Origin of the sequence: Weizmannia sp. FSL W8-1119 (genome assembly GCF_038008605.1) — a bacterium.
Taxonomy (GTDB): domain Bacteria; phylum Bacillota; class Bacilli; order Bacillales; family Bacillaceae_C; genus Weizmannia; species Weizmannia coagulans.
Genome location: NZ_JBBOZL010000001.1, coordinates 1624573 through 1639698 on the forward strand (window position 1 = coordinate 1624573; position 15126 = coordinate 1639698).

The window sequence follows — 15126 nt, forward strand, 5'->3', positions numbered from 1 at the left end:
CTTTTTTTTGAAGTTTTTGTGAACAAAATAAGCCTCTTCACTTGAGCTTTTATTTACGGGAGGCGCCTCCGTTTTCGGCAAGGGATCTTAACGTCTTAACTTCATGCGGGGTGAGTTCCCTTTTTTCGCCCGCGTTTAATCCTTTTAGTGTCAGCATGCCGTATGCTTCGCGCCGCAGTTTTTCAACCGGGTAGCCGAGATATTCGAACATGCGCCTGACCTGCCTGTTTCTGCCTTCATGGATCGTAAGCTGGACGATCGCTTTCTTTTTCCGTTTGTCCATGGACAACAGTTTTGCCCTGGCAGGCGCAGTCATGCCGTCCTTTAGCCGGATCCCTTTTTCCAGCTGCTTTAATTCCTGCCTGGATGGAATGCCGGAAAGCCTTGCGATATACGTTTTGTCGATTTCAAAACGCGGATGCATCAGAAGGTTTGCAAATTCACCGTCATTGGTGACTACCAAAAGGCCCGACGTGTCGTAGTCGAGCCGGCCGACCGGATAAACCCTTGCGCCCGCATCGCGGAAATAGTCGCTTACCGTTTTTCTCCCTTTGTCATCGCTGACAGCGGAAATCACCCCTCTTGGTTTATAAAAAAGGTAATATACTTTTTCTTCACGCTCAAGCGGAATGCCTTCCACTTCAATTTTATCCGCTTGGGACACTTTTGTCCCCAGCGTTCTGACCATCTCCCCGTTCACTTTCACTTTCCCTTCCAGTATCAGCTGCTCCGCTTTTCTCCGGGATGTGACACCGGCCTGTGCGATCACTTTTTGCAAACGTTCCATCCGTTACACCTCAATTTGTTTTGCTTAAACTATCCTTTAAGCATTATGGCATAACGGCAATGAAAAGCAAAGCCTGACGAAGCGCACAAGCACCCTGAAATGGCGGATAAACCGTTGATTTTCCCTTTCGCCGCGTCAGAATAACAAGAGCACCATGAAAATTGCGATCATAATCCCGAACAGATCGGCGAGCAGCCCGACCTTTAAGGCATCCCCCATTTTCCGGATGCCGACCGCCCCGAAATAAACGGTTACGACATAAAGGGTGGTATCCGTGCTGCCCTGGATGACGGATGCCATTCTCCCGATCAGCGAGTCCGGCCCGTATGTTTTGACGAGATCCGCCATAAGGGCTAGGGCGGCATTGCCGGAAACCGGCCGGATCAAAGCAAGCGGCACGACTTCGGAAGGGATACCGAGCAAATGCAGGGCCGGTTTTAAAAATCCGACAAAAAAATCGAGCGCGCCTGATGCCCTGAAAATCGTGATTGAGACAAGCATGCCGACTAAAAAAGGGATAATCGAAAAGGCAATTTTAATGCCTTCCTTGCCGCCTTCCACAAATGTTTCGTAAGCCGGCACTTTTTTCCATGCGCTGTAAAGCAGAATAAATCCGACCATTGCCGGAATCAGCCAAATTGAAATCAGTGAGATCCATTTCAAAAACATCACTTCCTCCGTTTCGTCCGCCGGTGGTAAAAATAGCGGTCAATGCAAATGGCGGCAATGGTCGTTGCAAAAGTGGCGATACAGGTTGGCGCCACAATCTCGGTCGGATGCGCAGAACCTGCATTCAGGCGGATGGCAATCACCGTTGCCGGAATAAGCGTGAGCCCGGATGTGTTTAAGGCAAGGAACGTGATCATCGAGCGGCTTGCTTCCGGTTTCCTTCCGTTCAGTTCGTGCAGCTGCTCCATCGCTTTAATGCCAAGCGGGGTGGCGGCATTTCCGAGCCCGAACATATTGGCAATCATATTGGAGAGGATGTAGCCGATTGCCGGATGGTTGTCCGGCACATCCGGAAACAATTTTTTGATCACCGGCCGGAACAGGCGGGAAAGTTTCGAAAGGAGGCCTGAAACTTCCGCAATCTTCATCATCCCGAGCCAGAAAACAAGGACGCTAATCAGGCCGATGCTGATCGAGACCGCATCACGCGCGGATGTAAAAATCGCCTCGTTCACCGCCTGCATCTTCCCGTTTACCGCCGCAAAAACAAGCCCAATCACGGCCATGCCGATCCAAATATAATTAACCATTGTTTTTCAGCCCCAATTGGATCCAAAATGTCTCCTCGAACAGTTCAAGCCATGTTTCTTTCTCTTTAACCGGCGTTTTCTGATAATAAATAGGCGTGCTTGCGATCACTTTTTCGTTCAAATAAACAATCGCCCTTCCGACGGTCTCCGGCACTCTTTCCGGGTCTTTCCACGAACTTTCAGGCTTTTTGATCCGGTATTCGACTTTTACGGCGTCTTCTTCTCCGGCTTTAAGCGGGTAGACGATATCCCGTTTCACATAAACATGCTGTTTCAAATATTTCGTGCGGACGGCGGCAACCGGCCCCTCTTCCACAATCCGTTTCCTGTCATACTGGCGGAAACCGTACTCATACATCGCAATATGGTCATCCCAGTCATCCGAATCGTTCAGGGTAACGGCGATAAGATTTTCGCCTCCTTTTGTCGCCGTTGTCACAAGTGTCCGCTTGGCCACTTTCGTATAACCGGTTTTCCCACCCGTACAATACCGGTACTTTTCAGTCAGCAGCCGGTTTTTGTTCCGCCAGCCTTTGTAAAATTTCGTGCCGGTGATTTTCCGGAACTGTTTGTTTTGCATCGCGTACTTCATTAACAGCGCCATATCATAAGCGGTCGAATAATGGCGGCCGTTCGGGTCTTCAAGGCCGTTCGGGTTGGCAAAATGGGTGTCATGCATGCCGATCTCTTTCGCTTTTTCGTTCATCATAAAAACAAAACCTTCTATGCTGCCCCCGACATTTTCGGCAATCACATTGGCGGCGTCATTTCCCGACCGGAGCATGAGCCCGTAAACAAGATCCTTTATTTCCCACTTGTCTCCCGGTTTCAAATACAATGATGACCCCTCGGTACGTACGGCACGGTCCGAAACGACAGCCTCCTTGTTCATTTTTCCCGATTCAATGGCCACTAGCGCCGTCATGATTTTCGTAATCGAGGCAATGCTTCTCGGTTCGTATGCATCTTTTTCGTACAAAACCCGCCCTGTATCCTGGTCCATTAATATCGCGCTTTTTGCCTGCACGGACGGCGCAGCAGCCGCTCTTGGCGGAAGGGCCGAAAAAATTAGCACCGCAAGCGCCGCATATAGGAAATACCGTTTCATAAAGAAGCTCCTTTTTTCAGCTTTTCCAAACCGCGTTTTGTACAAGTTTATGCACGGAACAGGAAGAAATAACCGGAATATGCGGAAGACGAAAAAAGCCTGCACCAGTTTGGGCAAGCTTTCTTCACGGCGAAAATCCGTTTTCGCCTTTTTCTTCATGGAATTTTTCAAAAAACAGATCTGCTTCTTCCTGCGAAAATTCATCTTCCGGCTGTTCGGGAAACGGCGGCAGTTCTTTTAAACTTTTCAGCCCGAAATGGTCAAGAAATTCTTTGGTCGTACCGTAAAGGATCGCCCGCCCGGCACCTTCCTGCCTGCCGACTTCCTGGATCAGCCCTTTTGCCATCAGCGTCTGCAGCGGCCTTTCTGTTTTTACACCACGGATTTCTTCGATTTCAATTCTTGTAATCGGTTGTTTATAGGAGATGATCGCCAGTGTTTCAAGTGCCGCCTGCGATAATGTATTCGTATTCGGCGATTCGACCAGTTTTTTCAAATACGGCGCATGCTCTTTTTTGGTTGCCAGCTGGTACGTGCCTGCCAGTTCAACGAGCGTGATGCCGCGATCCGGGTCGTTTTCGTACTGTTCTTTTAAATTCTTTAAAATTTCAACTGCTTCAAACTCTTCAATTTCCATTACATGGGAAATTTGTTTCAGGGAAAGCCCCTCGTCCCCTGCTACAAACAACAGGCTTTCAAGGATGCCTCTCCAATGGACGATTTCCATATCAATCCCCCTCTTTCCTTACAACGGTAATGTCGCCGAAATTTTCTTCCTGTACCGCCATAATTTGATGGCGCTTGATCAGTTCCAGAACAGCCAAAAAAGTTACGACAATTTGTTCTTTATCATGAAAAGAGAATAAGTCGTAAAATTGGACGCTTCCCGGCGCCGTTTCCAGCTGTTTTAAAATTTCAGCCATTCTTTCTTCGATCGAGATTTCCTGCCGTGTGATTTTGGTAAACAGCGGTTTTTGCAATTTTTTTCTGCGCAAAAGTTTATTTAACGCGCCGATCATATCATAGATCGTCACATTGGCGCCGATTTTTTTTCCATCTGCGTCCGGCGCAAACGCCGACAAATCGCTCGGCGGCTTGGTGAAGATTTCGTTGCGGCCGGCTTCAAGGCGTTTGAATGTGCCGGCTGCTTCCTTGTATTTTTTGTATTCCAGGAGGCGCTCGACAAGTTGTTCGCGCGGGTCTTCTTCCACCGTATAATCTTCATCCGGTTCGGACGGCTCCTGTTTTGGCAAAAGCATTTTGCTTTTGATCGCCAAAAGTGTGGCCGCCATCACAAGATACTCGCTCGCGACGTCCAGTTCAAGCTCTTTCATTGTATGGATGTAATCCAAATACTGCTCGGTAATTTCAGCCACCGGAATATCGTAAATGTCGATTTCAAGCTGGTGGATCAGATGCAAAAGCAGATCGAGCGGCCCTTCAAACGCACCGATTTTCACTTTATATTCCATAAAATTGTACACCGTTCCTTTTTCAAAACGTCAAAATAAGTATAGCCTGAAACGTATGCATCTCCAATCAAAAGCGCGCAGATGGGCAGGAGTCCATACATGTTCCGGCGCGCCTACATAGTATACCATGTAATGACTGTTGAGGGAGGGGTTATCATGGCTGACGGTTTTGGCTGGGGCAGCGGATTTGCGTTAATTGTCGTGCTTTTTATTTTGTTGATCATTGTCGGCAGTGCGTATATCTGGTAAAACCGTAAAAAGGGCCTCCGGGATCAAGCCGGCAGGTCCTTTTTGCCGTATTCGAAATAAAAGAAGACCCGGTCAGGACGGGTCTTCTTTTTCAGCACACTTATGGAAGAAGTCAACAATGTATTTATTCGGAACCACTTCTTTTCCTTCATACATTTGTTTTAAAGCCTTGACCATGCTTTTCCCGATTCCCTGGTCGCGATAAGAGGGATTGACGGAAATATGCTGGATTTCCACTTTGTCCCCATCCAGCACTACCCCGATCAGGCCGACAATGTCATCATCCTCTTTCCATAAAAAAAGCTGCCAGTTGTCCTCTGTTTCGTACAATTGCTTTGTTTGCTGCAGCTTTTTCAAATCTTTTTCATCTGGCATAAAGGACAACAGGCCCATGGCAATTTTATCGAAAGATTTTTTATACCGAATTAACATACTGAATCCCTCGTAATCATCCAATTTAATTCAAACGCTTTACTTATTAGTATATTCCTATTTCAGAGAAAGTAAACAAGGCACGTACAATATTTTCCAAAAGCAAAGCCGGAAAACAGGCGCCATCCGCTTCCCCGCCGCGGATTTGTCAAGAAAGCGGCACGCGCAGGCGGAGATCATTGCGGATCAGGTCTTCGTACGTCTCCCGCTTTACGACAAGCGCATCTTTGCCGTTTTCGACAAACACAACCGGCGGGCGCGGGATCCGGTTATAGTTATTTGCCATCGAATAGCCGTAAGCGCCGGTGCAGAATACGGCCAAAAGATCATTGCTGCCTGTCTTCGGCAGCGGCAGATCCCAAATCAGCATATCCCCTGATTCGCAGCATTTCCCGGCAACGGATACGGTCTCTTCACACTTATCAAGCGCGCGGTTGGCCAGCACCGCTTCATATTTTGCGTCATAAAGCGCCGGGCGGATATTGTCGCTCATCCCCCCGTCAACCGCAATATACTTTCTGACATGCGGCACTTCCTTGCGGGACCCGACTGAATAAAGCGTCGTCCCGGCTTCGCCGACAAGCGAACGGCCCGGTTCGATCCAGATCTCGGGGAGCGGCAGGCGGCGGGAACCGGCCTGTTTCTTCACTTCTTTGACGATTTCTTCCACATAATAAGCAGGCGGAAGCGGGTGGTCTTCTTCCGTATAGCGGATGCCGAAACCGCCGCCAAGATTAAGCACTTCCGGAAGATAGCCGTACCTGGCATGCCACTCGTCCAGTTTATCCATAATTTTCCGCACAGCCAGGACAAAGCCGGCTGTTTCAAAAATTTGCGATCCGATATGGCAATGCACCCCGAGCAGTTTTATCCGGCCGGATGCCAGCACCTGCTTCAGCGCTGCCTCCGCCTGCCCGTTTTGCAAGTCAAAACCGAATTTTGAATCTTCCTGGCCCGTTAAAATATAATCATGTGTATGGGCTTCAATGCCCGGTGTGACCCTTAAGAGCGCGGAAACTTTGCGGCCTTTTTTTGCACACAGATTTTCCAGCATGTCAAGCTCGTAAAAATTATCGGCAACGATGCAGCCGATTCCGGCATCAAGCGCCATTTCCAATTCTTCCCGGCTTTTATTGTTGCCGTGGAAATGAATGCGTTCAACAGGAAAACCGGCAGCAAGTGCGGTATACAGCTCCCCGCCTGAAACAACATCCAAAGACAGCCCCTCTTCATCTGCAAGCTGGATCATGGCAATGGCGGAAAAAGCCTTGCTGGCATAAGCAATCTGGGATTTGACGCCGAGTTTCCGGAATGTTTCCTTGAATGCTCTGGCCCTTTGCCGTATTAAAGCAACGTCATATACATAAAGAGGCGTTCCGTAACGGGCAGCGAGACTTACCGTGTCAACACCGCCGATTTCGAGATGCCCCTTTGCATTCACCTTTACCGACCCGTTATGCTTCATGTTTTCAACCCCACCTAATATTCCGCCAATCGGGAGAGAAGCCTTCCCGGCATAAACCGGGCAGGCATCCGGCTCCCTTTCCTGCAACTTTTGCGTTAATTTTCTACTAACTTTAACATAAAAACAGGCTTTCTGCAATAGTTTCAAGCTTCAGGCGGCTGGCGGAAGCGGTCGACCGGGCGGACAATGCTCGGGCGGTATTTGGAGCCCGGAATCGGCTTTCTGAACAGGATTTGGAAAAATGCCTGCGGGTTAAACGGGATAAACGGCCAGAAATACGGCGTGTTCAACGGACGGATGGACACAAGGAACAGCAGAAAAACGGTGCTGCCGATCACAAAACCTTTGACTTTAAAAAGCGCCACGATAATCAGTAAAATCATTCTTACAAGTTTATTCGCCACGCTCAGCTCATAACTTGGCGTGACAAAAGTCCCGATTGCCGCGGCGGATACATACAAAATGACTTCCGAAACAAACAGCCCGGCTTCGACCGCAATCTGTCCGACTAATACAGCCGCAATCAAGCCCATTGCGGTGGCGAGCGGCGTCGGCGTATGGATGGCGGCAATCCGCATAAACTCAATGCCTAAATCAGCGATAAGAAGCTGAAGGACAAGCGGGACATGCGACTGCTTATTCGGCCCGATATAATCCAGTTGGTCCGGCAAAAGCGACGGTTCCACCGCCACTAAATACCAAAGGGGCAGGAGAAAAAGAGAAACGGCAATCCCGAAAAACCTTACCCAGCGGATAAACGTGCCGACTGCTGCAGCCTGGCGGTATTCTTCGGCGTGCTGCATATGGTGGAAAACCGTTGTCGGCATAATCATCACGCTTGGGGAGGTATCCACCAATACAAGCACATGCCCCTCCAGCAAATGGGTGGCCGCGACGTCCGCCCGTTCCGTATATCGGATCAGCGGGAAAGGATTATAATTTTGCTTCAAAATAAATTCTTCCACTGTTTTATCTGCCATCGTAATCCCGTCAATATCGATCGCCTTCAGTTCTTTTCTGACCGTTTCGATGACGCCCGGATCTGCCACGCCTTCAATATAAGCAATCGACACATCCGTTTTCGAGCGTTCGCCGACTTTCATCATTTCAAAGCGCAGTCGCTCATCGCGGATCCTCCGCCGCGTCAAGGCCGTGTTGAGGACGATGTTTTCGACATAACCGTCACGCGCACCCCGGACGACTTTTTCCGTATCCGGTTCCATCGGCGTCCTTCCCGGATAATTGCGAACATCGATAATAAATGCTTCTTGCTTCCCTTCGACATAAATGGCGATCAGCCCGGACAGCACTTTATCCACCATTTCATTATAGGTTTTGACTTTTTCGACCTGCATATGGACGATATAATTTTCAACAAGTTCATGCACTTTTCCGGAAGAAAACTTGCCGTTATTTAATTTCAGCAGTTCTTTCATAATTTGGATAATCGAAATCGTTTCCGTGAGCCCGTTGACATAGTACAGCTGGATTTCTGCATCAAGGACCCGAATTTTTCTGACACCGATATCATAGCTGATGCCAAGCCCGACTTTATTTTTAAAAAATGCTTCCACTTCTGCCGGATTGGATGAAATCGGCCTTTTCCTGCCTGCTTCAGCCATTCTTGAACCCGCTCCTTTCCAAGATCAGGCGTACCGCTTTTTCCGTGATCGGGGCGCCGATATGATAATCGTCTTTTTTCGACATTTTGCCCACATCCCCGATACCGACAATAATGGGCACGTCCAGCCGGTCAAGACTGTAAACCGTGTCCCCGTTGATTTTTTTCAAATCCATTTCCGGAATGCCGAATTTGTCCACCCCGTACGGCGTTATTTCACCGGTATTGTCAATGCATACATCCACCCTTGACCATTCGGCCTGATGGGTTTTCGATGCGACCGCAATCACGCCGAGCACCTCGATGTGCGGATGCCCGGCCACAAAAGTGAGCGCCTCTTCGCCGGATCCCGGGCCGATCACCCCTGAATCATCGAACATGGCAAAAACAGGGTCTCCGGCCGCCTTGAGGATCAGGTCCACGATCTGTTCCCCCTTCAACCGGGTCGGATTTCCGTATGACTGTGAAATACAGCGCCCGCCAATTTTTTTCGCAACGCATTCGATTGCTTTTTTCGCATACTCATCCCCGTCCGTGACAAGGATCACCCGCCGTTTTTCCACCATGCCGGTTATTCCTTTCTTAATGATTTACATAGTAAAGCCATTGAAATAAGGCGCCGGCCACCTTCCCGAGCACGATCGCCATCAATGCGCCGGCAAGACGCCCGTCCATTCCGATTCTTTTGGAAAAAATCGGGATGACATTGACCACTTCCGTGAGCGCCGCAGCAAGCATGCCGACAAACAGTCCGCAAAACAACCCAACAGGCGCCGCAACAATTACAGAAAGCCGGCCGCCTTCACCACCGAGCCCCCACCATGTCCCGGACAGCACCCCGAATACAACGGCCCATTCGTATGATTGGATGAATCGTTCCGTCCTGGACAACTGGACAAGCCGCGGCACAATGCCAAGCACTGTTAAAAAAGCCACATACCCGCAGCCGGCCACAAGCCCGCCGCCGAGCCCGCAAAACACGGTGAAGATCTGCTTAAGGATGGTCAAAATGTTTCATGTTCTCCTTATTCTCATTCAACAGGATATAATGGTCGATGTCCTGTTGATAGTTAAAAATTTCAACTTCAAGCGGGCTCGGTTCTTCATTAAATTTTTTCTTAAACGCATGGTTAAAAAAAATCACCATACCCGCCCCGAGGCCGAGCGTATAGGGAATTTGAAACATAAGCGGCGTATTGTCGCGGATGCCTGTAATCAGGTAATAAATTTTTTCCTGGGCAGCCCGCATGTCGACGTCTTCATGAAAATTGATAATCCCGAGCGCGGAACCTAAAAACAGCAAAATCCAAATCAACATAAAAAACAAAATCGGCAGGTATCTCTTTTTTGCAGCTACTTCCACAATCGTTGCCGCCGGGCCGACAGGAGATATGGCAGCGTCCGGAACCTTTTTCTTGATACTGGAAATAATTTTCATCATGTCAATGACAACGGTGTTGCCGTCAGCCTTGGAAATGGTTTGGACGGGAGTGTCCAAAAGGGTTTCCTGTATACCGGACGGCGCGTGAATCTGGGCAATATGGGATAATTTTACAGTAAAGCCCGGATTGACGCGAATACGGTGGCGGAGCCGCAAATAAATCGTTTCATCCACTGCCTTCACCCCCTGCTTTCATACGTTGTGTTTGTAGTATGTGATATTGGAAGATTTTCATGCACCGGTTTAATGTTGTATGTATCGTATGATCACTTTTGCACGCTTCCTGTGCTTTTTTCCATTGCCGGAGTCCGGGGAACCGTGTATCCCGTGTTATTTTCGGGAAAAACGCTTCAGTTGGATGGCACATCCGGGAATGAAAAAAGCGCACGTTTACAATTCCATGCGCTCTTTCATCACTTCAAGTATTTTCTTTTCAAGCCGTGAAACCTGCACCTGCGAAATGCCAAGCCGTTCCGCCACTTCGGACTGTGTCTGGTCTTTGTAATAGCGGAGGTACACAATCAGCCTTTCGCGTTCCTCAAGCCCTCTGATCGCTTCCTGGAGGGCAATCTGGTCAAACCACTTCTGGTCGTTCTGGTCTGAAATCTGGTCAAGAAGCGTGATCGGGTCGCCATCGTTTTCATATACCGTCTCATGGATCGATGATGGGGCTTTGCCTGCCTCCTGCGCCATGACGACTTCTTCCACCGGCATCCCGAGTTCTGATGCAATTTCATGCACGGTCGGCGATCTCCCCAGCTTTTTCGTTAACTCATCGCGGATTTTGCGGATCCGGTTGCCCGTTTCTTTCAAAGAACGGCTCACCTTTACCGTCCCGTCATCGCGCAAAAACCGCTGGATTTCCCCGATGATCATGGGGACTGCATAGGTGGAAAATTTGACATCATACGAAAGATCAAATTTATCAACCGATTTTAACAGCCCGATACAGCCGATTTGAAATAAGTCATCCGGTTCATATCCGCGGTTTAAAAAGCGCTGGACAACCGACCAGACAAGGCGCATATTTTTTTCAACGATCAGGTCGCGTGCCTCCTGGTCGCCTTCCTGGCTGCGCCTGATCAGGTTTTTCACTTCCTCATCTTTTAACCGGGCTTTATTTTCTGCCTTTTTCAGTTCTGCATCCATCGGCACGACTCCTTAATTGCATAGGGCGTTTTTCAAGGCCAAATGCTTTTTTAGACGAATGATGGTGCCTGATTCTGGCTGCGACTGGATTTCTACATCGTCCATAAAGTTTTCCATGATCGTAAAGCCCATTCCGGATCTTTCCAGTTCAGGCTTTGTTGTAAATAACGGTTGCCTGGCTTCTTCAATATCCGCTATGCCTTTCCCTTCATCGCGGACGGTAATTTCAACCGTGCCGTCGTCACAAATGGCAGCCGATACATAAACCATTCCATCCGGGTTTTCTTCATATCCGTGAATAATCGCGTTTGTTACCGCTTCGGATACGACCGTTTTGATTTCGGTCAATTCATCAAGCGTCGGATCAAGCTGGGCAACAAAAGCGGCAACCGCCACGCGGGCGAAAGATTCATTCCGGCTGAGCGCGGAAAACTGCAATTGCATTTTATTTTTCATTCAGGCAACCCCCAATCTGTGCAGCGCGTATTGTTCCGATTCATCAAGGCGGATGATTTTAAAGAGGCCGGACAGTTCAAACAGCCTTTTTACGGCCGGAGAAATGGCGCAGACGATCATTTCCCCGTTTTTCTGCTTGATCTGTTTGTATCTTCCCAATATCACGCCTAAACCGGAGCTATCCATAAAGGAAAGCTGCTCCAGATTTAATACAAGATGGCGGATGCCGTTTTCTTCAATTGCTTTTGTCACGCTTGCACGCAAGCTTTCAGCCGTATGGTGGTCCAATTCCCCCTGCAGCCGGATGCACAGGACATCTTTTTTCACTTCCAGGTCAATAGCCAGACTCACAATTAAAGCCTCCTTCGCTGTTAATAGTGAGTCATTTCGACCTTGATTCCCGTTTTTCCTTCTGGGAGACAAAAGAAGCTTTAAAAAAACAGAAACCTGGCGGATTCGACATCAATCTTTCTGGACAAACATGCCTGCCGCACGTTTAAACAGCTGCCACCAACCTGCGCGTTTCACTGTTTTGTCGGCAACAAGCGTTGTTTTTGCAAGCACCTTTCCGTCCTGGCTGACAGTCAGTGTTCCAATTTCATCGCCTTTTTGGACGGGGGCCTGCACATTTTTTTTGAGCTTCACGTTTTTTTTCAAATTTGACAATTTGACGCCTTTTTTCGTCAGCACCGATACCGGTTCGCTCGTGACCGCCCGGACGTGCCGCATGCTCCCTTTTGACACTTTGACCTGATCAAGCACCGCGCCTTTTCTGTAAAGCGGATGGGAGGTGTACTGGCTGAACGCATAGTCAAGCATTTTGGAAACCTGGGCGTTTCGCACTTTTGTTGATGGCGCCCCGAAAACGACGGCGATCACACGCATGCCGTTTTTCTTTGCCGTTGCGGTCAGGCAGAATTTTGCCTCATTTGTAAAACCGGTTTTCAGGCCGTCAACGCCCGGATAATGGCGGACCAGTTTATTGGTATTGACGAGCCAGAACTTTTTATCGGAGCCTTCCCTTAAGTAATCTTCATATTTGCCGGTGAAATTTGTAATGCCGTGATGTTTCAGCAATTGCTTCGCCATGACGGCCATGTCATAAGCTGAACTGTAGTGGCCTTTGACAGGGAGCCCGGTCACATTTTCAAAATGGGTGTTTTTCAAACCGAGCGCTTTTGCCCGTTCATTCATTTTGTCGACAAAAGCTTCCTCGCTTCCGCCAATTCTTTCCGCCATCGCAACGGCCGCGTCATTTGCCGAACCGATCGCAATCCCTTTCAGCATTTGTTCCACCGTCATTTCCTCGCCGGGCTCGAGAAAAATTTGCGATCCGCCCATGGATGCCGCATACTCGCTCGTCCGTACTTTTTCATCCATTTTGATTTCGCCTTTATCGAGCGCTTCCATAATTAAAAGCATGGTCATGATTTTCGTCATGGAAGCAGGCGGCAATTCTTCATGGCTGTTCTTAGTGTACAGCACCTCGCCCGTGGCCTGTTCAATTAAAATGGCGGATTTCGCTTCCGGCGCCAGTTCATTTTTCTTTTCGGCTGCGAACGCTTCAGGCACAAGGACGCCGGAAGCGAGCATGAAGCAGGTAACCAAACCAATGATTTTCTTCATGATGACCCTCCAACTTGTAAAATCGTAAAACGTGAAAACAAAACCTCCGTACACGCTGGGAGATATGCATAAAATCATTTTTTCCAGTTGCGCCATTTTTATACTGGATAAATTCCCTTTCTTCTCATCCGCGGAATGCCGGCTGCCGGACAAATAAAAAACGCACGGTTTTTACGCCGTGCGCCTTAAAGATCTGTTTTTGATTTGCCCCTGTGTTCCCGAAAAACGAGGCCCTGCCAAAACCGCCGCGCCCGGAAAAGCAGGCGGCGGGTTTAAGCCCTTGGATGGAATTTCGCATAGACATCCTTTAACCTCGTTTTTGAAACATGGGTGTAAATTTGTGTTGTGGAAATGTCGGCATGGCCGAGCATTTCCTGTACCGCCCGCAAGTCTGCCCCGTTTTCAATCAGATGGGTGGCAAATGAATGCCTCAGTGTGTGCGGGGTGATGTCTTTTTCAATATTGGCTTTTTTCGCAAGCGCCTTTAATATTTTCCAAAAGCCTTGCCGTGAGAGACGGGCGCCGTGATGGTTCAAAAACAGGGCATCCGTTCTTGTTGTTTTTGAAACCAGTTTGGGGCGCCCTTCTTTTAAATACCGGTCAAGTGCAGCCGACGCCGTGCGGCCGACCGGGATGATCCTTTCCTTGTCCCCTTTTCCGATACATTTTATAAATCCCATCGATAAATGCAAATCATCAAGATTAAGGCCGGTCATCTCACTGACGCGCATGCCGGTTGCATACAGCAGTTCAATCATCGCAGCATCCCGCATATGAAGGGGCGTATCCCCTTTTGGCGTGGCAAGGAGCGCTTCCACTTCCTGAACGCTCAGCACTTTCGGGAGCGTCCGCTCGGGCTTCGGGGTTTCAATATGGACAGTCGGATCCTGGCCCGCAAATTTTTCCCGCAACAAAAACTGATGAAAAGACCGGATGGAGGCGACATGCCTGGCAATCGTCTTCGAGGACTTTCCCTGCTGTTTTAAAAAGTTCAGAAAATGGAGGATGTGAAACCGTGTCACTTCATTCCAGGATGAAACAAGCTCCACTTTTTGCAAATAGCGGAGATAACTGTGCAGATCGCGTTTGTAGGACGCGACCGTATTTTCAGCAAGCCCTTTTTCAACGATCATAAAATGCATGAAATCTTTGATTTGATCTTCCATTCCGATTACTCCCCATCCATATAAAAGAGCAGCAGCCGTTCTGCCCAGGCAGGCTTATGGTCCCCGGCACTCACCTTTACAGCCGCGCCTTTTGGTTTTTCATAACGGTGGTAGCTTTCATATTCCTGGTTCACCCAAAGCAGGGCAAAGTAGAACAGCAAGGTACAGCTTAAAAATAATATGAAGACTTTAAGCGCATGAAGCAAAAGTTTCAGCCACGGCATATCCCGCCCGCCTTTCTGTATCGCTTTACATACAAGCTATGACAGACTTCCGCCGTTTTATACATCCTTTTATGTAAAAATTAAAACCGGCTGAAAAATGCGGTGTTATAACAAAAACCTTTTCGTCGTGCGAAAAGGCCGGTTATTTTTCGTTTTTTCCGTTTTCGTTTCCCTTTTCTTTTTGCTGGCACCGGTAACAAATCCCGTGAAATGTCAGGCGATGGTCTTTTATAATAAAATTCCAGCGGCTTTCCACAACTTTTTCGACATTTTCCAGCAAATCTTCCTGAATTTCGTCCACCGCGCCGCATTCAATGCAGACAAGATGATGGTGAAAATGTGCGGCGCCTTCCTGCCTCAGGTCATAACGGTATACCCCGTCGCCAAAATTGATTTTGTCCACCACTTTCAGTTCGGACAGCAGTTCCAGCGTGCGATAAACGGTGGCCAGGCCGATTTCAGGAGATTTTTCTTTCACAAGGAGGTATACATCTTCCGCACTTAAATGGTCTGTTTCATGTTCCAGCAAAACGCGCACGGTTGCTTCCCGTTGCGGCGTCAGTTTGTAACTGGCCGAATGCAATTGCTTCTTAATTCTATCAATACGAGCTTCTTCCATGATTCCTCCCCCTTGCCGCTGTCTCTGATATTATAGCAGATTAAGGGAAATA

At 48.6% G+C, this 15126-nt stretch carries 20 protein-coding genes; 1 reads left to right on the top strand and 19 read right to left on the bottom strand.

Features of this window, described 5'->3' with window-relative positions; genetic code table 11:
* Positions 1 to 49 precede the first annotated feature (49 nt).
* The 6 genes from NSQ19_RS07895 to NSQ19_RS07920 form a co-directional block, all read right to left on the bottom strand.
* A complete protein-coding gene (locus NSQ19_RS07895; protein ID WP_019720474.1) occupies positions 50 to 787 on the bottom strand; it encodes a pseudouridine synthase in 738 nt (245 codons plus the stop codon).
* A gap of 135 nt (positions 788 to 922) precedes the next feature.
* Positions 923 to 1456, bottom strand: a complete 534-nt coding sequence (locus tag NSQ19_RS07900; RefSeq protein ID WP_017553611.1) for a spore maturation protein — start codon at positions 1454 to 1456, stop codon at positions 923 to 925.
* Positions 1456 to 2046 carry a nucleoside recognition domain-containing protein gene (locus NSQ19_RS07905; RefSeq protein ID WP_207368211.1) on the bottom strand — a complete coding sequence of 197 codons (591 nt, stop codon included), beginning with the start codon at positions 2044 to 2046 and terminating at the stop codon, positions 1456 to 1458. The genes NSQ19_RS07900 and NSQ19_RS07905 overlap by 1 nt, the downstream gene beginning before the upstream one ends.
* On the bottom strand, positions 2039 to 3313 hold the full coding sequence (locus NSQ19_RS07910) for a D-alanyl-D-alanine carboxypeptidase family protein (RefSeq protein ID WP_142236784.1): 1275 nt from the start codon (positions 3311 to 3313) through the stop codon (positions 2039 to 2041). The genes NSQ19_RS07905 and NSQ19_RS07910 overlap by 8 nt, the downstream gene beginning before the upstream one ends.
* Complete coding sequence (scpB, locus tag NSQ19_RS07915) at positions 3279 to 3881, bottom strand: SMC-Scp complex subunit ScpB (protein WP_013859549.1); 603 nt, start codon at positions 3879 to 3881, stop codon at positions 3279 to 3281. Before scpB ends, NSQ19_RS07910 begins: the two co-directional genes overlap by 35 nt.
* A 1-nt stretch (position 3882) precedes the next feature.
* Positions 3883 to 4626 (bottom strand): segregation/condensation protein A, encoded by a 744-nt coding sequence (locus NSQ19_RS07920; protein ID WP_013859550.1) that lies wholly within the window; start codon positions 4624 to 4626, stop codon positions 3883 to 3885.
* Positions 4627 to 4782: 156 nt separating this feature from the next.
* Between NSQ19_RS07920 and NSQ19_RS07925 the strand changes: the two genes are divergently transcribed.
* The gene (locus NSQ19_RS07925; protein WP_014098115.1) at positions 4783 to 4875 is read left to right on the top strand and encodes a YjcZ family sporulation protein; all 93 of its coding nucleotides are present in this window, start codon (positions 4783 to 4785) and stop codon (positions 4873 to 4875) included.
* Between the two features lie 72 nt (positions 4876 to 4947).
* On the opposite strand, the gene NSQ19_RS07930 is transcribed toward NSQ19_RS07925, so the two are convergent.
* The 13 genes from NSQ19_RS07930 to fur all read right to left on the bottom strand — a co-directional run bounded on the left by NSQ19_RS07930 (position 4948) and on the right by fur (position 15074).
* Positions 4948 to 5307: a GNAT family N-acetyltransferase gene (locus NSQ19_RS07930; protein ID WP_017553614.1), complete on the bottom strand. Its 360-nt coding sequence runs from the start codon at positions 5305 to 5307 to the stop codon at positions 4948 to 4950.
* Between the two features lie 148 nt (positions 5308 to 5455).
* On the bottom strand, positions 5456 to 6772 hold the full coding sequence (lysA, locus tag NSQ19_RS07935) for a diaminopimelate decarboxylase (RefSeq protein WP_340702682.1): 1317 nt from the start codon (positions 6770 to 6772) through the stop codon (positions 5456 to 5458).
* A gap of 143 nt (positions 6773 to 6915) precedes the next feature.
* Entirely contained in the window at positions 6916 to 8394 is a 1479-nt protein-coding gene (locus NSQ19_RS07940; protein ID WP_340702683.1) for a spore germination protein, read from the bottom strand.
* Positions 8387 to 8959 (bottom strand): stage V sporulation protein AE, encoded by a 573-nt coding sequence (locus NSQ19_RS07945; protein ID WP_017553617.1) that lies wholly within the window; start codon positions 8957 to 8959, stop codon positions 8387 to 8389. Before NSQ19_RS07945 ends, NSQ19_RS07940 begins: the two co-directional genes overlap by 8 nt.
* A gap of 16 nt (positions 8960 to 8975) precedes the next feature.
* Positions 8976 to 9401, bottom strand: coding sequence for a stage V sporulation protein AB (locus NSQ19_RS07950; RefSeq protein WP_019720469.1), 426 nt, complete (start codon positions 9399 to 9401; stop codon positions 8976 to 8978).
* Positions 9388 to 10008, bottom strand: coding sequence for a stage V sporulation protein AA (locus tag NSQ19_RS07955; protein ID WP_017553619.1), 621 nt, complete (start codon positions 10006 to 10008; stop codon positions 9388 to 9390). The genes NSQ19_RS07950 and NSQ19_RS07955 overlap by 14 nt, the downstream gene beginning before the upstream one ends.
* A 216-nt stretch (positions 10009 to 10224) precedes the next feature.
* Positions 10225 to 10983 carry an RNA polymerase sporulation sigma factor SigF gene (sigF, locus tag NSQ19_RS07960; protein ID WP_013859558.1) on the bottom strand — a complete coding sequence of 253 codons (759 nt, stop codon included), beginning with the start codon at positions 10981 to 10983 and terminating at the stop codon, positions 10225 to 10227.
* A gap of 12 nt (positions 10984 to 10995) precedes the next feature.
* On the bottom strand, positions 10996 to 11439 hold the full coding sequence (spoIIAB, locus tag NSQ19_RS07965) for an anti-sigma F factor (protein ID WP_013859559.1): 444 nt from the start codon (positions 11437 to 11439) through the stop codon (positions 10996 to 10998).
* A complete protein-coding gene (spoIIAA, locus tag NSQ19_RS07970; protein WP_014098106.1) occupies positions 11440 to 11790 on the bottom strand; it encodes an anti-sigma F factor antagonist in 351 nt (116 codons plus the stop codon).
* 111 nt (positions 11791 to 11901) lie between these two features.
* Positions 11902 to 13065, bottom strand: a complete 1164-nt coding sequence (locus NSQ19_RS07975) for a D-alanyl-D-alanine carboxypeptidase family protein (protein WP_340702684.1) — start codon at positions 13063 to 13065, stop codon at positions 11902 to 11904.
* Positions 13066 to 13337: 272 nt separating this feature from the next.
* Entirely contained in the window at positions 13338 to 14231 is an 894-nt protein-coding gene (gene xerD, locus NSQ19_RS07980; RefSeq protein ID WP_340702685.1) for a site-specific tyrosine recombinase XerD, read from the bottom strand.
* Between the two features lie 5 nt (positions 14232 to 14236).
* Positions 14237 to 14455 carry a YqzK family protein gene (locus NSQ19_RS07985; RefSeq protein WP_328004599.1) on the bottom strand — a complete coding sequence of 73 codons (219 nt, stop codon included), beginning with the start codon at positions 14453 to 14455 and terminating at the stop codon, positions 14237 to 14239.
* Positions 14456 to 14597: 142 nt separating this feature from the next.
* Positions 14598 to 15074, bottom strand: a complete 477-nt coding sequence (fur, locus tag NSQ19_RS07990; protein WP_013859565.1) for a ferric iron uptake transcriptional regulator — start codon at positions 15072 to 15074, stop codon at positions 14598 to 14600.
* Positions 15075 to 15126 lie beyond the last annotated feature (52 nt).